The organism is Irregularibacter muris, assembly GCF_024622505.1.
Classification (GTDB): Bacteria; Bacillota; Clostridia; order Eubacteriales; family Garciellaceae; genus Irregularibacter; species Irregularibacter muris.
Genome location: NZ_JANKAS010000007.1, coordinates 63,881 through 88,804, shown reverse-complemented (window position 1 = coordinate 88,804; position 24,924 = coordinate 63,881). Strand labels below are relative to the sequence as shown.

At 37.1% G+C, this 24,924-nt stretch carries 22 protein-coding genes; 1 reads left to right on the top strand and 21 read right to left on the bottom strand.

All coding sequences use genetic code 11. From position 1 onward, the window contains the following. Positions 1-7 precede the first annotated feature (7 nt). The 15 genes from NSA47_RS09170 to uvrC all read right to left on the bottom strand — a co-directional run bounded on the left by NSA47_RS09170 (position 8) and on the right by uvrC (position 15,712). Positions 8-1,276 carry an ABC transporter permease subunit gene (locus tag NSA47_RS09170; RefSeq protein ID WP_257531200.1) on the bottom strand — a complete coding sequence of 423 codons (1,269 nt, stop codon included), beginning with the start codon at positions 1,274-1,276 and terminating at the stop codon, positions 8-10. Next, the gene (locus tag NSA47_RS09165) at positions 1,277-2,158 is read right to left on the bottom strand and encodes an ABC transporter ATP-binding protein (RefSeq protein ID WP_257531198.1); all 882 of its coding nucleotides are present in this window, start codon (positions 2,156-2,158) and stop codon (positions 1,277-1,279) included. Continuing rightward, positions 2,159-2,920 carry a hypothetical protein gene (locus tag NSA47_RS09160; protein ID WP_257531196.1) on the bottom strand — a complete coding sequence of 254 codons (762 nt, stop codon included), beginning with the start codon at positions 2,918-2,920 and terminating at the stop codon, positions 2,159-2,161. Between the two features lie 2 nt (positions 2,921-2,922). Then, on the bottom strand, positions 2,923-3,468 hold the full coding sequence (locus NSA47_RS09155; RefSeq protein ID WP_257531194.1) for an RNA polymerase sigma factor: 546 nt from the start codon (positions 3,466-3,468) through the stop codon (positions 2,923-2,925). A 641-nt stretch (positions 3,469-4,109) separates the two neighbouring features. Continuing rightward, positions 4,110-5,039, bottom strand: coding sequence for an SPFH domain-containing protein (locus NSA47_RS09150; protein ID WP_257531192.1), 930 nt, complete (start codon positions 5,037-5,039; stop codon positions 4,110-4,112). A 14-nt stretch (positions 5,040-5,053) separates the two neighbouring features. Continuing rightward, entirely contained in the window at positions 5,054-5,452 is a 399-nt protein-coding gene (locus tag NSA47_RS09145; RefSeq protein WP_257531190.1) for an NfeD family protein, read from the bottom strand. A gap of 181 nt (positions 5,453-5,633) precedes the next feature. Further along, entirely contained in the window at positions 5,634-6,983 is a 1,350-nt protein-coding gene (gene mgfK, locus NSA47_RS09140; RefSeq protein ID WP_257531188.1) for a gluconeogenesis morphogenetic factor MgfK, read from the bottom strand. Next, a complete protein-coding gene (rapZ, locus tag NSA47_RS09135; RefSeq protein WP_257531186.1) occupies positions 6,980-7,855 on the bottom strand; it encodes an RNase adapter RapZ in 876 nt (291 codons plus the stop codon). Before rapZ ends, mgfK begins: the two co-directional genes overlap by 4 nt. A gap of 2 nt (positions 7,856-7,857) precedes the next feature. Then, positions 7,858-8,595 (bottom strand): PHP domain-containing protein, encoded by a 738-nt coding sequence (locus NSA47_RS09130; protein ID WP_257531184.1) that lies wholly within the window; start codon positions 8,593-8,595, stop codon positions 7,858-7,860. 78 nt (positions 8,596-8,673) lie between these two features. Continuing rightward, positions 8,674-9,588 (bottom strand): UDP-N-acetylmuramate dehydrogenase, encoded by a 915-nt coding sequence (gene murB / locus NSA47_RS09125; protein ID WP_257531182.1) that lies wholly within the window; start codon positions 9,586-9,588, stop codon positions 8,674-8,676. A 143-nt stretch (positions 9,589-9,731) separates the two neighbouring features. Then, entirely contained in the window at positions 9,732-11,057 is a 1,326-nt protein-coding gene (locus NSA47_RS09120) for an ABC transporter substrate-binding protein (protein ID WP_257531180.1), read from the bottom strand. 69 nt (positions 11,058-11,126) lie between these two features. Beyond that, positions 11,127-11,882 (bottom strand): phosphatase, encoded by a 756-nt coding sequence (locus tag NSA47_RS09115; protein WP_257531178.1) that lies wholly within the window; start codon positions 11,880-11,882, stop codon positions 11,127-11,129. Further along, positions 11,879-12,829, bottom strand: coding sequence for an HPr(Ser) kinase/phosphatase (hprK, locus tag NSA47_RS09110; protein WP_257531175.1), 951 nt, complete (start codon positions 12,827-12,829; stop codon positions 11,879-11,881). The genes NSA47_RS09115 and hprK overlap by 4 nt, the downstream gene beginning before the upstream one ends. Positions 12,830-12,831: 2 nt before the next feature. Continuing rightward, positions 12,832-13,632 carry a Cof-type HAD-IIB family hydrolase gene (locus NSA47_RS09105; protein WP_257531173.1) on the bottom strand — a complete coding sequence of 267 codons (801 nt, stop codon included), beginning with the start codon at positions 13,630-13,632 and terminating at the stop codon, positions 12,832-12,834. Between the two features lie 205 nt (positions 13,633-13,837). Beyond that, positions 13,838-15,712: an excinuclease ABC subunit UvrC gene (gene uvrC / locus NSA47_RS09100; RefSeq protein ID WP_257531171.1), complete on the bottom strand. Its 1,875-nt coding sequence runs from the start codon at positions 15,710-15,712 to the stop codon at positions 13,838-13,840. Positions 15,713-15,910: 198 nt separating this feature from the next. On the opposite strand from uvrC, the gene NSA47_RS09095 reads away from it, so the two are divergent. Next, positions 15,911-16,162, top strand: coding sequence for a hypothetical protein (locus NSA47_RS09095; RefSeq protein WP_257531169.1), 252 nt, complete (start codon positions 15,911-15,913; stop codon positions 16,160-16,162). A gap of 92 nt (positions 16,163-16,254) precedes the next feature. Here the strand turns inward: NSA47_RS09095 and NSA47_RS09090 are convergent, their stop codons facing one another. From NSA47_RS09090 to NSA47_RS09065, 6 genes are all read right to left on the bottom strand, one after another. Continuing rightward, entirely contained in the window at positions 16,255-17,391 is a 1,137-nt protein-coding gene (locus NSA47_RS09090) for a 2-methylaconitate cis-trans isomerase PrpF family protein (protein ID WP_257531167.1), read from the bottom strand. A gap of 287 nt (positions 17,392-17,678) precedes the next feature. Next, positions 17,679-18,548 (bottom strand): LysR family transcriptional regulator, encoded by an 870-nt coding sequence (locus NSA47_RS09085; protein WP_257531165.1) that lies wholly within the window; start codon positions 18,546-18,548, stop codon positions 17,679-17,681. A gap of 234 nt (positions 18,549-18,782) precedes the next feature. Then, complete coding sequence (locus NSA47_RS09080) at positions 18,783-20,723, bottom strand: aconitate hydratase (protein ID WP_257531162.1); 1,941 nt, start codon at positions 20,721-20,723, stop codon at positions 18,783-18,785. Positions 20,724-20,785: 62 nt separating this feature from the next. Further along, entirely contained in the window at positions 20,786-23,023 is a 2,238-nt protein-coding gene (locus NSA47_RS09075) for a hydratase (RefSeq protein WP_257531160.1), read from the bottom strand. Positions 23,024-23,032: 9 nt separating this feature from the next. Continuing rightward, complete coding sequence (locus NSA47_RS09070) at positions 23,033-24,202, bottom strand: isocitrate/isopropylmalate family dehydrogenase (protein WP_257531159.1); 1,170 nt, start codon at positions 24,200-24,202, stop codon at positions 23,033-23,035. Between the two features lie 19 nt (positions 24,203-24,221). Beyond that, positions 24,222-24,848 carry an RraA family protein gene (locus NSA47_RS09065; RefSeq protein WP_257531157.1) on the bottom strand — a complete coding sequence of 209 codons (627 nt, stop codon included), beginning with the start codon at positions 24,846-24,848 and terminating at the stop codon, positions 24,222-24,224. Positions 24,849-24,924 lie beyond the last annotated feature (76 nt).

The following is a 24,924-nucleotide window of genomic DNA, read 5'->3' as shown; positions in this document are numbered from 1 at the left end:
AGCCTCCTTAGTAAATGTCTTCTCTTTTAAATTTTCTAGCAGATAATCTCGCCGTGATAAATAGGAATAGAGACCATACTCCTACCGTAATAGTTTCATAATGCTTAAAGATTGAAAAGGGATCTGTACCTGTAAACCAAATGTGTGGATTAAGGACTAAATTAAATGGGGTGAACCCTAGTACAAATATTAAGTTATTGTCCTTTGGCATTATATTAGGCATGAGCAAGATTAATCCAAATAGGATTCCAAAGGCAAAAAATGAAATATAGCTGCTTTTTGTAAATATAGACAGTATAAATGTAATGCCTGTAAATAATATGCCACAAATGTAAGTCAAAATGATTGAACTTATTAAATACTGGAGAAAGGACATATTCCACCAGGAAATAAGGGGAAAGACACTTTCCCAGTTAAAGTAATTACTTATAGGGACATTCCAAAGTCCTGTATAACTAAATACTGAGAAATAACCTATTAAAGTAATCCCCATAATAAGTGTTGTGGCAATCATTCCACTGCTTATTGATACTAATAGTTTGTCCCAGATTATATTTCTCCCTCTCTTTGTACTATAGACTACAAGGGGGGTTTTGTTTTCAAATTCATAGTTCATTAGATAACCTGTTATGAGGACAACTATGATCATTATCTGGAAAATTATCATTTTAAATATATTCTCAAATAATAAGGAATGCATTCTATATATTGGTCCAATAAAAAACATATTTTTATGCTCACCATTTTCTAAGAGCTGGTTTAGTCTCTCTCCAAGTTTTAGATAATTACTTCTAACTGTTTCAGCAGCACTACCACTGAGACCATACATGGATATCTGTCCTTCTGCGAATTCCATCATATCAAGGGTTGCATATTTATCCTCCATATCTTCTATTAAACTAAGATACGTTTCTATAACCATTAACTGATTAACAAAATCTAACTCTTCATCTGTATAAACTTTATATAACCCATAGTTACTCTCCACTTCCTCTAGAAAACTTCCTACATTAACATAAGTTTTAGAGGTCTTAGTATATGTCATTTCATTCATCTTTTTAAGTTTATCTCCATAATAGTCTTGAAAGTTTCCCAGCATTTCATCGTTGATTTCATATCCTAGCTTATTAACAAGCTCATTTATGATTGGAAGTTCATCTCCTATATAATTATGTTGAAAGATTAACACAAAATTAAAAGTTATAAACAATACTATGAGTCCTATAATGACTGGGGAAGTAATCACTTTTTTAAATTCATGGACTCTTATATTCATTTATACATTATCCCCTTCTAATGTTCCATCATTATATATATACAAAAATACATCTTCAAGACTTGGGGATACTGATCTCCATGTGGAAATAGGAGCTTCTTTAGATATAAATCTTATTTTCATTTTTCCTTCCTCTTGCTTTTCAGATAAAGATTGATAGCGTCTTTTAAAACTTGAAGCATCCTGAAAATCAATTTCAGTTTCGTATATCATTCCTTCTATTATCTTACAGATATTTTTTATACTATCTTTATAAAGAATCCCCTTATCTTTAATCATTACAATTTCATTGGCTATGGACTCCACATCAGATACAATATGGGTTGATAGGATAACAATCCTCTCCCTAGACAGATCTGTTAGAAGATTTCTAAATCGTACCCTTTCCCTTGGATCTAACCCTGCTGTTGGTTCATCTAATATGAGAATTTTAGGATTATTTAACATAGCTTGAGCTATTCCCACTCGTTGAATCATCCCACCCGAGAATTTTTTCATCTTTTTATTTGTAACATCTTCCAAGGCTACAAGCCTTAAAAGTTTCTTCACTCTTTCCTTGGCCACTTTGTCTTCTATTCCCTTTATAGCTGCTATATATAGAAGGTATTGCTTTGGGCTATAATTTTTATAGTATCCAAATTCTTGAGGTAAATAGCCTAGTATATCTCGATAATTCTCTCCCATTTTGAAAATATCTTGACCATCATAAAGCACCTCACCTCCACTGGGATAAAGCAGTGTAGTTATTATCTTCATTAAGGTCGTCTTGCCTGCACCATTAGGGGCTAATAAACCATATACTCCATTTGTAAATTCAAGATTAATATTTTCAAGGGCAGAAAAATCCCCAAAGTTTTTACTAACATTGTATATTGTTAACATTTAAATCATTCCTCCTAAATCACTGGAAAATATAAGTTTCTTTAAATTTTTTATATAGGTGTAAATACAGCCGATTGCGACTACTAAATACACATATATTGGAATATGGCTAAGTAACATATTATAAAATTTCTTACTATAAATAATTAGTAGTAAATTAGCTAATATCCATCCTCCCACTATAAAGTATCTTATAATAGGGATATTTCGTTTCTGCATTCCATATAACAATATTGTAGAAAATGTAAATAGGGATGTTGTAGAAATCATTAAGGCAGTGAAAAAATCCATTTGTCGATAGATGATTGTTACAAAATAAATCATAAGTGTATTGGCTATAATACTCGTAATACTAAATATGAGCATCCTAAAGGCAGCTAATTGATATATATTGTACTTACAAGTCATTTCAAGATCATAAGTATCATTCAGCCTTGTATTCACAAAGGATACTAAGGCCATGGATAAATATAAAAGGGGAGAAATAATAAAGATAAAGGAATATATGCTTTCATCGGGTACTCCAGTCTCCATGGCTATCCCCATGGTTAAACGGACTAAAATAAATGCAACAATAAAAAATGTGAAGGCAATTTCCGTTGCATCGTGAAATATATACCTTAGTCCTATTCTTTGATACATATTCTTCACATAGCCATAAAAAGATTCCTTTGGCTTAATGCCTTTAGAAATAATTTTTTGAATCTGGGATTCTATTATCCTTTCATTGGGAAAATCTATTTTTAATCTATGCTTTGGCATATTTACCACTCCTTCAAGTCTTTCTTTATTCTTTTTACAGTAGAATAATATTTTGTTTTTACTGTAGACTCAGAAAGCCCAAGTATCTCCGATATTTCCTTAAAAGTGTAGTCTGCAAAAAGCTTTAGTCTTAAAATTCGCTGATTTGAAATATCCAATTTGTTTACTACTTCCATGATTTTTTCAACATCTTCCTTGTATTCCACCGATATCGTAAAATCTTCATTATCTTTAATGTCATAATCATTAATGGAAGTCTCTAGAGAATTGTATTTATAATGCTTTGATCGATAATAATCTACAATCCTATAGGTAGATATCCTGTATAGCCATGTTCTAAAAGAAGCCTTTTTCTCATCATAGTTACTGATAGATTGTAGTACCCTTATAAATATTTCTTGGGTTAGATCCATAGATAATTCCTTGTTTAAGGTTTGTCTGTATATATAAGCATATATTTCTTTATAATATTTAGTTATAAGCTTATTTGCTGCCATCTTATTTGATTCTAATCTAATCTGCTTTATCCATTGTAGCTCTTCATTCACATCTCATGCCTCACTTCCATAGGAAGAATTAAGAGTCCCTTCTTACCTGCACATATTTATATTCGTAATAGACTAACAAATAGTTTTACCTAATTAAAAACTTTAAAGACTTTTCAAATTTATGTTTCAATTATTAGCACTTTTATTTTGGGAAGGTATTTGCATTGTATGTATATGCCTATATGCATAATATTCTCCTATTAAACAGAAAATTTTAGGTCTATATACAAGAAGGCGGCTATCGCCACTCTAGTGATATAGGAAAATTTGGTCCCTTGCTAGCTAGACGAATTTTCCTACATCAAAATAAATGCATCAAGATTTTTATATCTTGATGCATTTATACGTTTAATTTCATTTATTTGTATATCTATTTAATCACAAATATACTTAATAATTAAGGTGTTTACCATGTACTAGACCAACGTAATATTAATATTTTTTGTACTGTATCTTACTGTCCACTTAACACAAATTTTCTGAGATTGTTTGAAAGGATACCCCTGTCCAGCAAAACCAAGATCAGTTATTCCTCTTATTATTTCCCCTTCTACACATTGTTTAAGCCACTGCACAGTATTGGGTCCTGTTTCTCTATGAATATTAAAAAAGAGATTGTGTTTACACAATCTCTTTCCATCTTAATCTTCCTTCTTCACAAATTCTCCTAAGGACGTTGCCAGTCCTGCCAATCCTTGAATTTCTGAGGGGATGATAATTTTTGTAGCCTTGCCGTCGGCTGCTTTAGCAAAGGCTTCTAAGCTTTTTAGAGAAATAACCTCTTGGGTAGGCGCAGCTTGATTTAGCATACGCAAGCCCTCTGCGGTAGCTTCTTGCACTTTTAAAATGGCTTCTGCTTGACCTTCTGCTTCTCGGATTTGTGCCTCTTTTTTGGCTTCCGCCCGAAGAATTGCTGCCTCTTTTTCAGCCTGGGCTTCTAAAATGGCAGATTCTTTTCTTCCTTCTGATACTAAAACAGCAGATTTTTTCTCTCCCTCTGCCCTAAGGATAGCTTCCCGTCTCTCTCGCTCTGCTTTCATTTGTCTTTCCATAGCATCTTGAATTTCAGCAGGGGGAATAATGTTTTTCAATTCTACTCGATTTACTTTGATCCCCCAGGGATCAGTTGCTTCATCTAGGATACTCCTCATTTGGGTATTGATGGTATCTCTAGAAGTAAGGGTTTCATCAAGCTCTAAATCTCCTATAATATTTCTTAGGGTAGTAGCTGTGAGATTTTCTATGGCTGAAATAGGATTTTCTACTCCATAGGTATAGGATTTAGAATCGGTAATCTGATAATATACCACGGTATCAATTTGCATAGTAACGTTATCCTTGGTAATTACAGGTTGAGGGGGAAAATCCACGACTCTTTCTTTTAGGGATACTCTATTGGCCACTCGATCAATTAAAGGCACCTTCACATGAAGCCCCACACTCCAGGTTCCTTGATAAGCTCCCAATCTTTCAATAACAAAGGCTGTAGCTTGGGGTACAATTCGAATATTGCTAATTACTAAACTAATAATTGCCACAATAATAATAAAACCTACTATAAATGATAACATTTTATCCTTCCTTTCTATTCTTGTAGGGTCTTTACAACCAATTTAACACCTTGTATATCCAATATTTCTACTTCTTCATCCTCTTCAAGGATACATCCATCTAGTGTCTTGGCAGACCAAACTTGTCCTGCCACCATGACTTTGCCCTTGCCTTCTACGGGATTTACCCTTTCAATCACTCTAGCCTTTTGTCCAACTAAACCATCCACATTGGTCCTGGTATGGCCAACCTTTAATATTTTCTGTACAACCGGTCTTGTAAAATATAAGGATATTCCCGATCCCAACAAAAACAGAAAAATTTGTATAGGTAAAGATGCTCCCAGCATGGATGCTAATAAGGCAATGAGAGCTCCCAGGGCAAACCAAATCGTGGTAAGACCTAAAGTCACAGCTTCTATAATGACAAACACGATCATAACCCCAATCCAAAATATTTCTTGGGAAATGCCTAATCCAAATATGTCTATCCCTCCCTTTTTTCATTTTTTCTATTCTCTATTATCATTAATCCCTATAACCATATTACCACTTTTATGCATGTCAGATCTAAAAATTTTCTAAATTTTATCAATAAAAATCAGTCCTAAATATCTAGGACTGGTTTCGTTTATTGTTTTTCTCTCTTAAATGGGATTTTATATAATTATAATCCAATAGTCTGGTTTTGTCCCATATTAGTTTTTCATCGGCTATTAATTGAAAAATAGTCTTTGCCACTTTATCTGTATCATGACGGAGATAATGTTTTTTAATCTCTACAAAATTATCAATAATATATTGATAGGTGGATTGACTTACCTCCTCCTCCTTTAGAGTTACAGGGGAAGAATCTTCCCTTTTATATTTCTCTATGAGGTAATCCGGTATTTCTCCATTATTGGCAATGACATAATCTATAATGGGTTTTTGGGTATTTCCTGCATGTTTTACTATGGCTTCAATATGTTCCCCTACGCTATAACCATCGGTTTCCCCCGACTGGGTCATAATATTTGAGACATAGATTTTAAGGGCCTTGGATTGGCTGATTTCATTGCCAATTCCATCCACCAATAGATTGGGAATAATGCTGGTATATAGGCTCCCTGGTCCCAAAATGATGGCATCTGCCTCTCTTATGGCTTTAAGACCGTATTGCAGAGGTTCTACCTTTGAGGGTTCAATAGATACTCTTTTAATTTTTTGTCCTTTTTCCTTAGCCACTATGGGGATTTGGGATTCACCCTTTACAATTTCCCCATTTTTTAATTCTGCATAGAGAATAATATCTTCTAATGTTACAGGCAATACTGTACCTTTTACCTTTAAAACATCACTGGTTTTTCTTACTGCCTCTTCAAAATTTCCAGTAATCTCGTTCATGGCTGCAATAAATAGATTTCCAAAGCTTTGCCCCTTTAAGCTTCCTTCTTTAAAACGGTACTGCAAAAGCTTTTCCATGGTGGGTTCGGTATCTGCCAGGGCCAATATACAACTTCTAATATCGCCAGGTGGCAGCATACCCAAGTCCTCCCGCAGCTTACCAGAGCTCCCGCCATCATCTGCTACAGTGACAATGGCCGTAATATTGGATGTATACTTTTTTAACCCCCGTAGTAATACAGATGAACCTGTACCTCCGCCTATTACCACTATTTTAGGACCTTTTATTTTAATTTTCTCCTTCAAAATATAGGGACTTAGACTCTTGGGAAAACTTTCTAATGCTTCATTTCCCTCCCCTAGACATGAAATCAAAGATATAAATCCTTGGCGCAAGGCAATAACCATGAGTACCATTCCCAAAAGAATAAACAGAAGAGGAAAAGTTCTTAGCTTTCCTAGGGGAAAACTTTTTAGGATATAAGCAATCCCTATACTGGTTGAAAAAACTCCCGCGATTCCCAGTAAAATCCATCTTTTAATTTTCATTCCTGGATCTAACCAATGCAGAGGATTCATTCTCTTAACGCCTCTCTATCCTTTTCAATATCTCTATGATTAATAACTACCCAATGCCCTTTCTGGGTCAGACTATGGTATAGGGAGTTAGCAATCGTCACTGAGCGGTGCTTCCCGCCGGTGCAACCAATACTAATCACCAGTTGGGATTTCCCCTCTTTTACATAATTGGGAATTAAAAAGTCTGCCATATCCTCTAACTTCTGTATAAAGGTCTTTGTATCTTCAAACTTTAATACATAGTTTTGCACTTGTTCATCCTTGCCTGTATGAGATCTTAAACTTTCAATATAAAAGGGATTCGGTAAAAACCGAACATCAAAAACAAGATCGCTGTCTAAGGGAATGCCATATTTAAAACCAAAGGATAAAATATTAATCAACATCCTATGATCATTTTGATGATCTTGGTAGATTTCTCTTATTTTTTCCTTTAATTCCTTAGGTTTCAGATCGGATGTGTTGATAATTTGATCGGCCATGGACTTTATCTGTCCTAATTTTTTCCGTTCTTCATTTATTCCTACAGAAACCAATCCCCTTGGTGCTAGAGGGTGATTTCTTCTTGTCTCTTTAAAGCGCTTAATCAATACCTCATCGGATGCCTCTAGAAATAGAATTTCATGGGAATAATCCCCTACCTCAAGGTCTTTTAAGACCTCTACTAGATCATCGAAAAATATTCCCCCTCTAATATCGATAACCAGGGCTACTTTTTCTATTTTACCTTGGGATTGAAAGCATAAATCAGCAAACTTTGGAATTAATTTAGGTGGTAGATTATCTACACAAAAATATCCTAAATCCTCAAAGGACTTCACCGCCTGGCTCTTACCAGCCCCAGATAAACCCGTTATAATCACAAATCTCATCTCTAGTCTCCTTTCTGAGCGTTTATAATATCCTTTGCCTCTAATCCTGCCTCTCGAGCAATATGAATTGCCCTTTCAAAATCTCCCACCCGTTCAGGGGTGTGTGCATCACTATTTATAACAAACATCGCATGATTGCCTTTAGCAATATGGATGTATTCTTTGGTCAAATATCCATGACTTGCGTTTATTTCCAACCAGGTACCCTTTTTAGCTGCTGCCCTTGATAGCTTGTCAGTATCAATGGGTATCTTAGCTCCAGGATGGGTAATGATCTGTATGGGATATCTCTCGATAGCTTTTATCGCTGCATGGGTATTGATCTCCCTTACTCTCTTTATCTTTGTCCTAGATATTTTTTCCCATCCATTTAAAATGGTTAAATAATACAAGTCCTTAAAGGATTTAGGTCTTACTCCATAATGAAAGCCTGCTAATAAAATATCAAATAAATCTAAATATTTCTCAGGCACATCAATGGTGCCATCTATCCCTACAATATTAGATTCTATTCCCATTAAAACTTCTATATCTTCTATTTTATCATTAATTTCATCTATTTCCTGTCTCATCTTCAAAAATTTTTTAATTTTTACTCCAAAACCAATATGATTTGGCCCATGGTCAGATATCACTACTTTTTTTAGACCCTTTTTTTTAGCTGCCAATACATTTTCTATAATGGTCCCTTTGCCATGGCTATACTTGGTATGGGTATGATAATCAGCTATGATCTTCATACATTTCCTCCTATCCACATCCCTTTGTTCTGCTTTTTCAACAAAAAAGCAACTTTAATAACAAGTTGCCCTTTTACTTTATTCTTCTCCTATTATTTTTACCTCTGTACATAAATCTACTCCAAATTTATCTTTAACTTTTCCTTGTATATGTCCAATGAGAGAAAGCACTTCTGCAGCAGATGCATCTCCCTTATTAATAACAAATCCTGAATGTAATTCAGACACCTGTGCTCTGCCCATGGAAAATCCCTTTAATCCCACGTCTTGCACCAGCTTTCCTGCATAATAACCTGTGGGTCTTTTAAAAGTGCTTCCTGCACTGGGCCATTCTAGAGGCTGTTTGGATTTTCTTCGATAGTCTAAATCGTCCATTTTAGCCTTAATGTCCTGATACTTGCCCTTTTTCAATTTCATGGTAGCTGTAAGTACGATTAAATCCATATTTTGTACCGCACTTTGACGATATCCTAGGGCCATTTCTTCCCCTTGCAATTCAAAAACATTGCCTTCTTTATCCATTACCTCTATTTTTTCAAGAACATCCTTCATTTCTCCATCATAGGCTCCAGCATTCATGGTCACAGCTCCTCCCAAAGTACCCGGAATGCCACTGGCAAACTCAAAGCCTGCTAATTCTTCTCTTAAAAGCATTTTGGCTAAACGGGATAATAATATGCCCGAGTGAGCTGTTACCTTTTCTCCCTGTATTTCCACATGACTAAAATTTTTAGCAATTTTTACTACAATACCTCTCATTCCTTTATCTCTGACCAATAAATTACTCCCATTACCCATAATAAAAAATGGTACTTTTTCTTCCTTACATAGCTGGACGATTTCTTTTATTTCCTCTACTCCTTGGGGAAGTATCAAAAAATCAGCTGGGCCTCCAATTTTAAAGGATGTATGTTTTTTCATAGGTTCATCCCTTAAAATCCTCTCTGGAGCTATTCTATCTAAAAGGAGCTTATAAACCCCATTTTTATCCATCTTATCCTCTCCTCAACAAATTGTTTCATAAGTACAATTATAGCTCTTTGTTGTTATTGTACCAAATTATACCCTGTGAAATTCATATCCTGAGTATACCTTTTTTGCTTTTTATAAATCAAGTAAAATGGGAACATAAGGAGCTATTTAAAACTCTCTACCTGATCTTGCAAATCTTTGAAGGATTCTGTAGGAGATTTTGTCCCCGTAAGTACGGCTTTTATACTTTCTATCATCTTATCTTCTATTTCTGACCACTGGGGGTGTAAGGGATAGCTTTGATACTCATATCCCCTATTGTACCATTCATTTATTAAAGAGTCTTCATCATATAGACCCTTCCCATTGTCATTGGTGGGAAAAGCTCCTAATGACTTTAAGGATTGTTGGGATTCCTCTTCTAAAAGAAAGGCTAAAAATTCCTCTAGGATTTCTTGCTTTGCAGGGTCTTCTTCTTGCTTTTTTACTATGGAATAGACTGATGTTTGATGACTATACCATATGGGAATATCCATATTGCCCACAGGAAAGGGCATTACCTGATAGGCAAAACCTTCACCATTTTTCTTTAGTCTTTCTAGCACATAAATAATATTGCTATCTGCCGCCAATACTGCGGTTTTCTGCTCTTCCAGAAAGTCCTTGTATACATCACCTTTGCTTCTTGCACCAAATTCCCCTTGGGTGTTGCCCTTAAGTTTTATATTCAATAATTTTTGAAGGCCTGAAATCATCTCAGGCTGGTAAAAGGCAAATCGTTGCTCCTCTTGTTGATAAACTGCACCACCATCAGATAAAAGGATAGGCATTAGGCTCCCTTCACCCTTCCCGAGATAGGCATCAAAGGAGAATACTTCTTCCTCTCCCTTGGCTTTTTCTATACTTTGTAAGAGATTAATAAACTCCTGATAATTCCAGGATTCTTTTTTAGGAGTTTTACAGCCAATCTTCTGCAGAAGATCTGTATTGAGTATAAGAACATTGCCCGTCATAGAAAAAGGCACCCCATATACTTTATTTTGGTAGGTTGCAACCTGTAAGGCTTCTTTTTTTACTCCATTAGTGACCCCTGGGTTCATCCATTGATCCAAGGGCTTTATGTGTTGCAATGGTATAGGATTTTGGTCAACAAAAAGGGGGAGTATATCTGGTCCTTCCCCTTCCTTTAGAGCCTTTAACACGGTCTCCTCTCTATTTTCATGGATGAGTTCTCTTAAGTCAATAAGAACATTGGGATGTTTTTTTTCAAAGGCATTAATTCTTCCCCTAATCCATCCAAAGCTACTTCCTGCAGCGGTGGGTCTAGGGATATCCCATAGGGTAATTACCCCTTTCCAATCTAGTTTATCTTCCTTTTTATTTCTATCTAAATCTTCCCGTTCCAAGGAAAATAAATAAAAAGGGGCTATAATTAAATATAAAAATATGATTATGCATAAAAAAAGAGTAAAAGGTCCTCTCTTTCTCATGAATACTCCTCCTTCTGACCTTTTACTCTATATCTATTCTCACATTTCTTTTACTATTCCTTACATATTCTACATATTCATATGGTCATGAATACGAATATCGTGAAAAGGCGTTCTCCCCTTATCTTTTAGATATTTTATAAGTTTTTCCACATGGGTATTCATGATCAATTCCTCTGGAAAATCTACTTCTTCCAATAATCTTCTTGCTTTAGTGAACTCTCCTGCATCTAAGGCATAATGGGCATCACTTCCTATCACGATAGGAATCTCCATTTCCTTACATTTTTGTGCAATATAATAGCAGTTTTTATAACTACCTTTTCTGGTAGCTACAAAAGAGCTGTTGTTTATTTCCAGTAGAGTATTGGTTTTCTTTGCGGTCTCTAAGATCTTGTCATAATCTACAGGAAATAGGGGATTCCCCGAATGGGCAATGATATCTACATCGGGGTTGTTCATAGCTCCCACTATGGCACTGGTATTTTTCTGGACAGTGCCTGGCTCAATACAGATGTCATGAAGACTGGCCAGGATAATATCCAATCTTTTTAAATAGGTTTCAGGCATATCAATATTTCCATCATAATCTATGATGTTGGCCTCCACACCCTTTAATATTTTTACTCCCTGTATTTCAGGGGGCACCACCTTTAGATTTCCAAAATAATAATAGTGGGGTGCACTGGGTAAAGCTGGACCGTGTTCGGTAATGGCTATGAGCTCCATACCATTTTGTTTTGCTCCCTCTACCATTTCTGTAAGGGTGCTATATGCATGCCCACTGACAATGGTATGACAATGGGTATCTAGTACAAATTTCATTTTTCCATCTCCTCTTCTTCTTGGGCAGCTTGATTAGTAGTAATCTGATATACCTTATCCACAAAGGCTTGAGCGGCATTGTAGCCCATTATTTTTTCTCTGTGATTTCGAGCCGCGGTTTCAATAATAATGGATAAATTACGACCGGGCATGACAGGGATAGTCACCTTAGGCACTGCTACATCCATGATGTCCATCATTTCATTTTCCAATCCCAAACGGTCATAATATTTCCCTTCCTGCCAATCCTCCAAATGAATGACCATATCAATTTCCATGGAATCTTTTATGGCCCCTACTCCATAGAGGGTTTTTACATCGATAATGCCCACACCCCTAATTTCTATAAAGTATTTTAATACTTCTGGGGCTTCTCCTATCAATTGATTGCCTGCAATTTGTTTGATTTGTACTAAATCATCGGCAATTAAACGATGGCCCCTTTTTACCAATTCTAGGGCAGTCTCACTTTTCCCTACTCCACTGGAACCGGTGATAAAGATTCCTATACCATAGACTTCTACCAAAACACCATGAAGCCTTACCTGAGGTGCTAGTTTTTCATCCAGATAATTAATGACATTATACATGACTTTCGTGGTATGGAGAGGTGTCCTTAAAACAGTGCGGTCGTATTTTTTTGCATATTCTATAATTTCAGGAAAAACTTCTAAATCCCATGCAATAATTAAACAGGGAAAATACCTTGAAAAGAAGTTTTCCAGTTTTACTCTTCGTTCTTCTGGAGACAAGGAAGATAAATAACTCCACTCTACCTTCCCTAGAATTTGTACCCGATCCTGATCGAAATATTCAAAATAGCCATATAATTGTAGTCCGGGACGGTTAATATCACTACTGCTAATGTCTAAAGCGAGATTGCTTCCTTGGTAAATAATTTCTAAATTCATTTCTGCACTCATCTCTTGTACTCTTAAGGCCGACATATTTATTCCCCCAAAACAAATTTTCTTAATACTTGTGCTACTCCATGTTCTCTATTGGATTTGCTAATATAATCTGCATGGACTTTTACCTCCGGATGGGCATTGGATACCGCCACTCCTAGCCCTGCATATTCAATCATGGAGATGTCATTATAGCTATCCCCAATGGCAATGACCCCTTGGGAAGATATACCCATGCTTTGGGCTAAGGCTGCTAAAGCATCTCCCTTGGAAACATCCTGATGGACAAATTCTAAAAAATAAGGCTTAGAAATATGAAAATTTACCTTACCTTTAAAATTTTCTTTCATATCTTGTTGTATTTTTTTTATTTCCTCGGGCTCATGGTATAAAAGAATTTTTGTTGCCCCCATTTTCGCTATAGATTCTAAATCTTCTTCCAAATGGGGTAGCATGGTAGAGGTTTTGTGATAGTTTTTTGTTCGTTCATTTAATTCATTAACATATAGTTTATTATCATGAAACACCAATATAGTGGCATTATTTTTTTTACCCTCTTTTATAATATTTATGCCGTCTTGGGCTTCAATGGCTTTATGATATAAAACTTCCATAGATTTTCCTTTGATCACTAATGCACCATTATAGGTAATAAAGGGGACATCTAGGCCTAATTCCTCCACAAAGGCAACACAGCCCTGTAGAGGTCTCCCTGTAGCTATGGTAAACACTCCCCCCTCTTTTACAACCTCTTCTATGGCTTTTTTATTTTCTTTACTGATGCGACGGTCGTCACCCAGTAGTGAATCATCTAAATCCGCTGCTACTAATTTGTAGTTCATCTTCTTCCTCCCTATCCTGTTTGTTGCTATTTTAATACAAACCTATATAGGGAAACAATTTAAAATCTTCATCAAAAATATACCTTTCTTTTATGATGAATCAGAGTTGTTTCCCTATAGATAAACAAGTTGAAATCTGAATAACAAGTCCATGTTTCTTTTATTTAGGTCCTGGTAAATCTACAATATGCTTATCTTTTATTGTCTATTTCTTATGTGAAGTATGAAAAAAATTATAAACTTCTTGAGCAGTAGCTTCATTCATGCCCGGTATAGATTTAAGTTCTTCTACCGTAGCCTTTTTTATGCCATTTATCCCTCCATAGTGTTTTAATAAAGCTTTTTTCCTCACAGCTCCCACCCCGGGGATTTCATCTAAAACCGAATATAGAGAAGTTTTCTTCCTCAAACTTTGATGGTAGGAGAGGGCAAATCTATGGGCTTCATCCTGTAGTCGGGTAATCATTTGAAATAAAGGGGATGATTTCTCTATATATACTTCCTCCCCCTGATAAATAAGTCCCCTGGTGCGATGCTTATCATCCTTCACCATACCGCAAACAGGGATTTGTATACCTAATTCTCCCAGAACCTTTTCCACTGATTGAGCGTGGCCTAATCCTCCATCAATCATGATAACATCGGGTAAACGGGAGAACTTTCCCTGTGCTGGGGAGATATTCTCTTTTTCTAATTCCTTTTTCTCCTTCATTCCTCGAGTTAATCTTCTTTGTACAATTTCCTGCATACTGGCGTAATCATTAGGGCCATGCACCCATTTTATTTTAAATCTCCTATAATCACTTTTCTTTGGTTTTCCACCCTCTATCACCACCATAGAGCCCACACTATCTGTACCTTGAATATTTGAAATGTCAAAGCCCTCAATTCTATGGGGCATTGTAGGGAGTTGAAGAATTTCTTGTAATTCCTTTAAAGCCTTTGTACCCTTTTCCTTTTCTCGTTTCATTTTATCACTAAATTGCTCTAAAGTAATGACCGCGTTTTTGCTCACCATATCTATTAGCTTTTTCTTTTCCCCTTTGTAAGGAACTCTTAAAACTACTTTACTTCCTTTTTTATCGCTTAACCATCGGTGAATAATTTGAGCCTCATCAATTTCTTCTTGTAATAAAATCTCCTTGGGAATAAAGGGAGTGCCTCCATAAAACTGCTTGACAAATTGGGTCATGATTTCTCCCCTTTCCATCTCCTCTACCCCATTGAGCATAAAATGCTCTCGACCAATAAGTTTCCCACCTCTTATGAAAAACACTTGCACACAGGCTTCATCAATCCCCCGGGCAAAGGCGATAACATCCTGATCCGATAGAGATGTGGAAACTATCTTTTGTTTTTCTGCGATTTGATGCAATCCCCTAATTTGATCCCTCAGTAAAGAGGCCTTTTCAAACTCCATGTTTTGTGCTGCCTCTAGCATTTCTGCTTCTAACTTTTCTATAAGTTTTTCCTGTTTTCCGTCTAGAATTTGAATGATTTCATCAATCATTTCCCGATACTCCCCTTGATGCACATCCCCTCTACAAGGCCCTATACATTGTCTGATATGGTAGTTGAGGCAAGGTCTTTCAGTCATACCCTCGGGGCCAATCTTTCTATTGCACACCCGGATAGGATAAGCTCTTTTTATAGCCTCTAGGGTTTGTTTTACTGCAAAAGAAGAAGTATATGGTCCAAAATATTTTGCCCCATCCTTTCTCACCTGTCGAGTAAGAATTACCCTTGGAAAGGGGTCTTGAAGGGTAACCTTAATATAGGGATAGGTTTTATCATCCTTTAATAATACATTATATCTTGGACGATGTTTTTTTATCAAATTGCATTCTAAAATCAATGCCTCCAATTCAGAATCTGTAACAATGTACTCAAAGTCAACAATCTGCTTTACCATGGATTTTACCTTTACTGAATGATTTTTAGAGGATTGAAAATATTGTCTTACTCTATTTTTTAAGGAAATTGCCTTTCCCACATAAATAATTTCATCCTGCTGATTTTTCATAATATATACGCCGGGCTTTTCCGGTAATTTTTTTAACTGTTCCTCAAGATTAAACAACTTTTCACCACCTAGTTCTTCTCTATTTTTTATGCTTTTTCTGCAACCTATGTCTGTCCCTATCTATAATCATTTTGTAATTTTCTTTTAAATTGTTATAATAGGGGAGATAATTCTTTTGAATAAATACAATAATAAAGTATATATATATAATGATAATATACCTTATTTATATTTTTATAGAAAGAGGAGATCTTTATGAAAGTTCAACGGAAAAACGACCATATTTTAATTGAAAACAATCACTTCGAAGTTCACATACAACCTAAAATCTTTGGAGGATATTATTTGAAAAAGTTTATAAAAAATTCTCCCTTTGAAATGATTGAAATGCGAGAAATTCGTGTGAATATTTCAGAGGATGAGGCCATTCATGCGGCTAAAGATCTTTTAAGCCAAGTATACCACTCAGCCAATGAATTTAAAAATATGGGAATTCTCCCTACCTAGATTTTACACCTTTATAAAAAAACAGTCCAAAAAAGGGACTGTTTTTTTATAAAGGTTAGGTATGAATTTTTTCTTTTTAATAATTATTTTTTCTATTTTCTAATATATACCATTCCTTCCATGATGCGCCTTGCTGTCCGCTGTACGGCAACACCTGGAAGTTCAATCTGTCCATCCTTTTCTTGGATATCTGGATACATAGTCATTACTCCACTGGGATGGCCAATTCTCACGGTTTTTTGACCTTCCTTAGGTTGACCTAATTCCTTATACAAAAGACTACCTTCTAGAAAAGCAGCGACACTGATGGAACTTGCTGATGTCAGTGGGCATGCTTTATGACACTTAAATACAGAAATTACCCGTGCACATAAATCCATTTGTTGTGCCTTAACCTCTTTATTCTCAATATCTGTATAAGTGACCGGTTTGGTAAATACACCCACTTTAGGAACTGCTGGACTATTCTCTGTGGCATCTTGAAGGTCCTTAGCAAATCCCATCATGCAAGCAGCTTCTCCCCTTATTTTTTCCAATAGTTCACATGCCCTTACATTGCTATTTATTTCCTCTGGTAATTCTATCCCTGTTAGTCCAACATCCTCTGCTCTGACTAATACCATAGGATTGGAAACATCTAGAATGGTTGCCTCAATCTTCCCCAATCCAGGAATTTCTAAGATATCTGTTGGATTTCCTGTTGGAAGTAATTTCCCAGTTTTTGCTCCGGCAGGATTTAGAAAATTCACCTTTAATTCTGAAGCAGTACCATCTACTCCTGCTATTTCACAATCTCCATCCAAAGCAAAAGTCCCCTTTGCACAGGGCACAGTAATATGAATCATTTTATCGGTATTCCGATTGAGCATCCGGACGGTTGTCATAGGTTCCTCTACTTCTACCAATCCTTCTTCTACGGCAAAGGGTCCCACTGCTGCTGTCATATTTCCACAATTGGATTTATAATCTACCTGGCTTTTTCCTACAATAACTTGACCTACTAAATATTCCACATCAACCTCGGGCTCATCACTCTTCCAAACGATAACAATTTTATTATTGGAAGAAACGGTTCCCCCCAGACCATCTATCTGCTTTGGATCAGGATCTCCCATTACTTGCAAAAAAATAGAATCCCATTCACTTCTATCCTCAGGCAGATCCTCCCTTAAAAACATGCAGCCTTTACTGGTCCCTCCACGCATAAATACGGTTTTGAATTTTCTCATATTTTATTTCCCTCCTAGTCCCATGAAAACTTTTATCCTGTATAAGTTTATTGTAATTTAGGATTTGCCCTATGACCAATGACAAAAAGGAATGGGACCATAACGGATAAGAATAATAGCCTCCTCATTGTTGTCGATGTATATTCATAGGAAATTAATCCATAGGGATAAGGAACAAAATGACTTTTATCCTTATTTTACTGAATAAATACAATAAAGAAACTCAATAAACTCGGAATGGTTTACTCGGTTTCTTTATACTGAACATGTTGCTATTGGTTTTCTCATCATTTTAGAACAATTTTTTTGTTTATATAGGCAATAAAATCCTTTAATCCCTCTGATCTTTTCTCAACATCTCTATAGACAAACCAAGTGTTTCGCTTTAATGGCGTACCATCGAGATTCTCCATAGGCGTTAATACCAAATTGTAGGGATTTTCATAGTTCTCTGGGAGAAAACAACATGTATATCCTAGCCCCTTAGAAACAAGTTGCCAAGCAACATCGACATAGCCTACACTCATCCCCGCAGGAACTAGAAGATTATAGTGCGTCTCCCACCAATTATTCAATAGTTCTTTAGAACGATCATTACTCTTATAATTAATTCTAGACATATGGGGTAAATCTTCTAATTGAATACATTCCTTTGTCAAAATATAGGCCTGATATTCATCAACCCTTCTCTGCAGTACCGCCCCTTTATAGTCTCCCTGTACAAATGCCACATCTACCTCTCCATCACAAGCCTTGCGAAAAAGAAGATTGCTCTGTTCATTGAGCACCTCAAAGCGGATATCGGAATGATCCTTGGAATATTCAAAAAGTATTTCTGGAAGCACGTACTTATTATAGGTATAGGAAGATCCAATGGTGATAATTTCTCTTTTATTTCCCTTCAATTGCCGAAGTTCCCTTCGGATTCCCTTCATAAAAACCAAATATTGCTGAGCCTTTTGGGCTAACACCTCTCCTTCCCTGGTAAACTCTACCCCTTTGGTCGTTCGATTTACAATCTTAATTTGAAATTCTTCTTCCATAGCCTGTAATCTTTTAGTTAAGGAAGGTTGGGTAATATATAGCCTGCTGGCAACCTTGGTCATATTAGGAGTTTTGTATAATTCATATAATATCTGCCAATCTGAATCTTTCATTTGTACCTCCTTAAGGCACACATCCCTGTGCTCATCTTAATTCAATACTAGCAAATTCAGAAATTTTATGCAAGTAACATACATACTCCCATAGAAGACTTTTACACAAGAAAAGGGTTACAGCCGCTCTAGTGCTCTAGGAAAGTTTAATCCCTGACTCACAAAACCAACTTTCCCAGAGTATGACAAAAGATAGGACAAGCTCCGTCCTATCTTTTTCTCTTCTATCTTAACTTAAGCCAATTGTGATTTTATATAGGCTAGTTGCCCGCCACAAAGTAAGATGTTTACTTCTGCATCAGATAAATCCAAAACTCCATTAAAGGAATTCCCCTTTGTTTGATTAAAGATTGTAACTTCCTTCTTTTTCAAACCTTCGATTAGATCCTTTATTTCAATCTCATCCCCTAAATCGATGTGTTCATAATCTGCTGGGTTTTCAAATAATATAGGAATGACTCCGTGATTGACGAGATTGTTTTTATGGATTCTTGCCATACTTTTTACTAAAACGGCTTTTACCCCTAAAAACATGGGGGTGATTGCCGCGTGCTCTCGACTGGAGCCTTGCCCATAGTTTTCCCCGCCAACGATAATGCTTGTCTTCATCTCCTTTGCCCTTTGAACAAACTGGGCATCATATCGAGAATAGGCGTATTCTGCAATAAGGGGAATATTCGAACGCATGGAGGAAAATTGGGCATTTGCTGGGGTAATATCATCTGTTGAAATATTATCTTCAGCCTTTAAACTTACCTTTGCCCGTAAAGTATGGGTGGGAGAATCATTTATAGGAAGAGGTTTAATATTAGGGCCTCGAATAATTTCCACATCCCTTCCATCCTCCAATGGTTTAATCATCATACTATCATCAATAACGTAGCTTAGGGGTTCTTTTACCCTAGCTAAAATGGAGACATCCTCCATGACATCCTTTGCTTCAGTCAACACCCCTGTAATCGCTGTTGCAGCTGCTACTTCTGGACTGACCAAATATAATTGTGCATCAGCCGTACCACTTCTTCCAGGAAAATTACGATTGGAAGTCCGTACAGATACTCCCTTTGTGGGAGGTGCCTGGCCAATTCCTGTGCATGCTCCGCATGCGATTTCAGTAATTCGTGCCCCCGCATCAATGAGATCTTCTATAATCCCTTCCCGAAGCAGCTGTTTAAATATCTGTCTAGTACTTACCGATAGGGTTAGCTGAACATCTTCATGGACCTTTTTCCCCTTTAATACCATAGCTGCTTTTTTAATGTCTGCATAGGAAGCATTGGTACAACTTCCAATATAGACTTGGTGCACCTTCACCTTTGGTGCCTCCGCGATAGTTTTCACTTGATCAGGTTGACTTGGGCAAGCTACCAAGGGCTGTAATTGGGATAGATCAATGGTTACTTCTTCATCATATTGTGCATCTTGATCTGGAAGTATTTCTACAAAATCCTTTTCCCTATTCTGGGCCTTGAAAAATCTCCTGACCACATCATCTGCTGGAAAGATAGAGGATGTAGCTCCCATTTCTGCCCCCATATTGGTAATAGTCAGTCTTTCTGGGACTTCTAGGCTCTGAGTCCCTTCTCCCACATATTCAAATACTTTACCTAAACCACCTTTTACTCCATATCTTCTAAGCATTTCTAGAATAACATCTTTAGCTGTTACCCCTGGATTTAATTTCCCAATAAGATTTACCTTTACAATAGAGGGCATTTGAAAGCGCATAGGAAGACCTGCCATAGCCCTAGCCACATCCATTCCACCTGCTCCAAAGGATAACATGCCGATGCTTCCTGCAGATGTAGTATGGCTATCCGAGCCCATAATGGTTTTCCCTGGAATACCAAACCTTGCACTGTGAACAGAATGACAGATCCCATTTCCTGGCCTAGAGAGATATAGGCCATATTTCTTTGCAATAGACTGTAGATAAATATGATCATCTGGGGTTTTATGATCCACATATAATAAATTATGATCTAAATAGCTTACACTACATTGGGTTCTCACCCGGGGAATTTCTAACTTTTCAAAGGCAAGATATGCCATAACCGCTGTAATATCGTGGGTTAGTGTCTGATCCATCTTTAAATAAATTTCTTCCCCGACCTTCATTTCTGATGCTTTCGTTAAATGAGCCAAGATTATTTTTTGGGTTAAATTGTTTTTCATTTTCTATCCCTTCCCTGGGGTAATATTTGATATAAGGTAATTTGTTGTGCTGGTTGAATTCCTTACACTCCCATGCGATTGTAGTTAATTAGACAACCACTGGATAAGATGCCCTTTTCATCCTGGGTCATTTCTCCCATATTTCCCAAGACTATCTTGTCTTTACCTAGAATTTCTATGGGGATGGGTTGTCCTGCCTGCTCAATGATTTGAGGAATATTGCGAATCAGTAAAACCTCACCTTCTTGAATTTCCTCAATATCCTCTAGGATAATGGGGAAGAGTCCCCAATTAATGAGATTAGAACGATATCGTTTAGTGGCAAATTCTCTGGCGATATTGGCAACTCCTCCAAGGATCTTCTGGCTGCTGGCAGCCTGTTCCCGGGAAGAACCGTCGCCAATCTGATTGCCCACTAAAACACTGCCAATCGTCATATCCTCTAGGCTACAACCAAGGTTTGTGCATACTTTTTCAAGGATATCTTTCCACTTTTCATCCTGAATGGGCTGCTTTTCCCGCCTGGATATTTCCTGCTGTAATACTGCCTTAGAACGGGGAACATAACCTGTATCTTTATTTCTCATGGTAAAGGTCGCCAACTTAGTAGGATTGGATCGATAGGCAACGGCGTCCCCTGAGGGAGACAAATCATCGGTTGTAACAGAATCTCTATAGACGCCTACCACTTTTAAAATTAAATGCTGATTAGGGGGATAAAAGTTTGGCCAATCTTCAATATTGGGTCCCTTTCTCACTTGAACATCCCTATCTGCCTTGTTGAAGTTATCATAGACTTGCCCCTTATAATAATTGGTATCATAATGATATTCATAATGAGAATATTCTATTTGCAAATCAGAGGCCGGAGTAATATATCCCTTATTTCCCACTGTGGCTGCAATAGAGCGAGCATCCATTAAAATGGCTGCTGCCATCTGCCCCTTTCCTGGTTTTGATCCTTCACGATTAGGATAATTTCTGGTCACATGGCGAATACTTAGTTGATTGTCGGCGGGTACATCTGTAACTCCAAAACATGGACCGCAGATGCAGGGACGTATGGTGGCCCCTGCTGAGATAAGTTCACTCATAATGCCCTGTCTAGCAAGCTCTGAAAAAATAGGCTGACTGGCAGGATTAATGCCCAATGCCGAGGCATCGCCCCCTAGAACAGTCCCCTTTAAAATATCTGCCATAGCAGCAATATTCTCAAACAAACCACCGCTACAGCCAGATACCAATGCCTGGTCCACATGTACCTTGCCCTGCTGTAGTTTTGACATCAGAGCAAAGGGGGGGTGATCTTCTCCCTTGATTTTTTGACCTGCCTCTTCTACTTCCTCTAAATATTTTTGAGGATTCTTATTAAATTCATGAATGGATAGGACATTACTTGGATGATAGGGTAATGCCATCATGCACTCTACTTTAGACAGATCTATTTCAATGAGTCCATCATAATAGGCATCTGCCTTTGGCTTCATTTCTCTATATTGATCTCCTCTACCATGAAGGGACAGATAATCCTGTACCTTTTCATCAGTACACCAAATGCTACTTAAGGCACCACTTTCTGTGGTCATGACATCAATGCCCATACGATATTCTACAGTGAGATTGGAAATCCCCTCTCCTACAAATTCTAATATCTTGTTTTTATTGAATCCATTTTTAAAGGTTGCTCCAATTAGGGTAAGAGCAACATCCATAGGTCCCACACCAGGTCTGGGCTTCCCTATTAATTTAACTGCAATTACTGGTGGTCTAGGAATATCATAGGTCTGGGAAAGAAGCTGCTTGACAATCTCTCCTCCTCCCTCGCCAATAGCAAGGGTTCCCAAAACTCCATAACGGGTATGACTATCCGATCCTAGTATCATTTTCCCGCACCCTGCCATCATTTCCCGCATATACTGGTGAAGAACTGCTTTATATGGAGGCAGAAAAATTCCTCCATATTTTTTCACATTGTCTAAACCAAATACATGGTCATCTTCATTGATTGTGCCTCCTACCGCACATAGGGTATTATGACAATTTGACAATACATAGGGAACGGGAAATTCTTTTATGCCGCTGGCACTAGCTGTCTGAAGTATACTTACATAGTTATTGTCAGGGGAAACCAATGCATCAAATTTTAGTTGAAGCTTTTCCATGCTCTTTCCCTGATTATGAGCCTTCATCACTTGATAAGCCATGGTGTGCTGTGCATATTCTCTTTTCCACTGCTCCCCGGGGTAGATGATTTTACCCTCGGGGGTAAGAAATATTCCTTTGTCTATTAAGCGAATCATAATACACCTCTATTTCAATCCTTGGATGGTTTCTAATAGATAATCTGTAAATTCCTCAGCGCTGGCATCTTCTTTAAGAGTGGTAATGATTACTTTTCTTTCTGTAACGGTGCAGATATCCAGGGCTTTGTCCAATAACTCCTTGCAATCTCCATAGCCTATATGAGCTAGCATCATACCGACTGCTCGAATAAGACTACAGGGATCTGCATAATCCCCTCTTCCATGTTCAATGAGGAATGGTGCTGTTCCATGTATAGCTTCAAACATGGCATATTTATTTCCGATATTCGACGAGGATGCTGTTCCAAGTCCTCCCTGGTGTTCGGCAGCAACATCGGTAACAATATCTCCATATAGATTTGGAAGAACAATTACTTCAATTCCTTTATTGAATTCTGGATCCAACATTTTTGCACACATAGCATCCACAAGGCGTTCTTGAATTTCGATTTCAGGATATTCTTCTCCAACTTTTCTGACAGCCTTGATAAAGTTTCCATCAGCAAGTTTTACAATATTGGCTTTTGTTACAATGGTCACATTCTTTTTCCCATTCTTACGGGCAAACTCAAAAGCAGCCCTTGCAATACGTTCACTTCCCTGCTTTGTCTGAACTTTGAAATCAATCGCCAAATCCTCATCTACCTGAATACCCTTGTTGCCCCAGATATATTCGCCTTCAATATTCTCCCTAAAGAATGTCCAGTCAATATTCTTATCGGAAATCTTGATAGGCCTTACGGCAGCAAATAATTCCAATCCTCGTCTTAGTAAGCTATTGGCACTTAGAAAATTTGGAAGACCTTCTCCCACCCTTGGCGTAACCATAGGGCCTTTTATAAGAACATCACAATCTTTAACTTCTTTAAATACATCCTCGGGTAGACTTTGCATCTTGGCTACACGATTTTCAATAGTCATTCCTTCAATTTCCCGTAGTTCAATTCTCCCACTTTGGACTTCTTCTTTTATCAGTTCTTGTAAAACACGAATAGCCTGTTTCATAATAATAGGTCCGATACCATCCCCCGGAAGAATACCCACGACAATTTTATCTAATTTTGAAAAATCAGTGACTTCATTATCTTCCTTCATTCTTTTAATTCTCTCAAATTCTGGTTGAATCAACTGGCTAAACTTTTCCTGAGCCTCTTTTATGCTTTCTATATTTTCCATGTTTTCTATGCCTCTTTTCTTATTTATTTTTATCAAAAATTACTCTTGGCATGACTACGCGGGTACGCTTCATCTCTTCCAGAGTCCACTTTTGGGCTTTAATTTTTCTTCTAGCTTTCTCCATGACTTCCTCTACCTTCTCAAGAGGAATAACACATACACCATTACGATCTCCCACAACGATATCTCCGGGATTGACTATGGCTCCTCCACAGCTCACCGAAACATTGATTTCTCCTACGCCACTTTTCCCTGCGGTTCCGGGGGTAATCCCCTTAGCATATATGGGAAATCCTATTTCCTCACATCCTTCAATATCCCGAAAAGCGCCATCTATTACAACGCCCTGGGCCTTTTGGAATTTTGCACAGAAGCTTCGATGATCTCCCCAATATGAACTCTTGCAATTCCCATGACCTGCTATAACAATAACTTCTCCTGGTTTTACCATCTCCAGTGCTTTGGTGACAATTGCCCCTTCTCCTATAGGTACTTTTACGGTAAGAGCTGGACCTATAATTTTCTGTTGAGTTACCATAGGTTTAATATCATTATCCATGATATTATAGATCCCCATTCCATCGCACAGTTCTGGAACCGAAAACTCTCTTAACTGCTCTAAAATTTTCTCCGGTATTTTTTCCATTGTTATACTCCTTCACTATACTACATCTCTAGAATAATCATATAATAGAGGCTTAATTTTGTATAATACCAAAAAA

Bases quoted from the DNA above. Each gene is read 5' to 3' on its own strand.
- NSA47_RS09170 (WP_257531200.1), bottom strand. From the start codon at position 1,276: ATGAATATAAGAGTCCATGAATTTAAAAAAGTGATTACTTCCCCAGTC.
- NSA47_RS09165 (WP_257531198.1), bottom strand. From the start codon at position 2,158: ATGTTAACAATATACAATGTTAGTAAAAACTTTGGGGATTTTTCTGCC.
- NSA47_RS09160 (WP_257531196.1), bottom strand. From the start codon at position 2,920: ATGCCAAAGCATAGATTAAAAATAGATTTTCCCAATGAAAGGATAATA.
- NSA47_RS09150 (WP_257531192.1), bottom strand. From the start codon at position 5,039: ATGTTATCATTTATAGTAGGTTTTATTATTATTGTGGCAATTATTAGT.
- mgfK (WP_257531188.1), bottom strand. From the start codon at position 6,983: ATGAATCCTCTGCATTGGTTAGATCCAGGAATGAAAATTAAAAGATGG.
- rapZ (WP_257531186.1), bottom strand. From the start codon at position 7,855: ATGAGATTTGTGATTATAACGGGTTTATCTGGGGCTGGTAAGAGCCAG.
- NSA47_RS09130 (WP_257531184.1), bottom strand. From the start codon at position 8,595: ATGAAGATCATAGCTGATTATCATACCCATACCAAGTATAGCCATGGC.
- murB (WP_257531182.1), bottom strand. From the start codon at position 9,588: ATGGATAAAAATGGGGTTTATAAGCTCCTTTTAGATAGAATAGCTCCA.
- NSA47_RS09120 (WP_257531180.1), bottom strand. From the start codon at position 11,057: ATGAGAAAGAGAGGACCTTTTACTCTTTTTTTATGCATAATCATATTT.
- NSA47_RS09115 (WP_257531178.1), bottom strand. From the start codon at position 11,882: ATGAAATTTGTACTAGATACCCATTGTCATACCATTGTCAGTGGGCAT.
- hprK (WP_257531175.1), bottom strand. From the start codon at position 12,829: ATGTCGGCCTTAAGAGTACAAGAGATGAGTGCAGAAATGAATTTAGAA.
- NSA47_RS09105 (WP_257531173.1), bottom strand. From the start codon at position 13,632: ATGAACTACAAATTAGTAGCAGCGGATTTAGATGATTCACTACTGGGT.
- NSA47_RS09095 (WP_257531169.1), top strand. From the start codon at position 15,911: ATGAAAGTTCAACGGAAAAACGACCATATTTTAATTGAAAACAATCAC.
- NSA47_RS09090 (WP_257531167.1), bottom strand. From the start codon at position 17,391: ATGAGAAAATTCAAAACCGTATTTATGCGTGGAGGGACCAGTAAAGGC.
- NSA47_RS09085 (WP_257531165.1), bottom strand. From the start codon at position 18,548: ATGAAAGATTCAGATTGGCAGATATTATATGAATTATACAAAACTCCT.
- NSA47_RS09080 (WP_257531162.1), bottom strand. From the start codon at position 20,723: ATGAAAAACAATTTAACCCAAAAAATAATCTTGGCTCATTTAACGAAA.
- NSA47_RS09075 (WP_257531160.1), bottom strand. From the start codon at position 23,023: ATGATTCGCTTAATAGACAAAGGAATATTTCTTACCCCCGAGGGTAAA.
- NSA47_RS09070 (WP_257531159.1), bottom strand. From the start codon at position 24,202: ATGGAAAATATAGAAAGCATAAAAGAGGCTCAGGAAAAGTTTAGCCAG.
- NSA47_RS09065 (WP_257531157.1), bottom strand. From the start codon at position 24,848: ATGGAAAAAATACCGGAGAAAATTTTAGAGCAGTTAAGAGAGTTTTCG.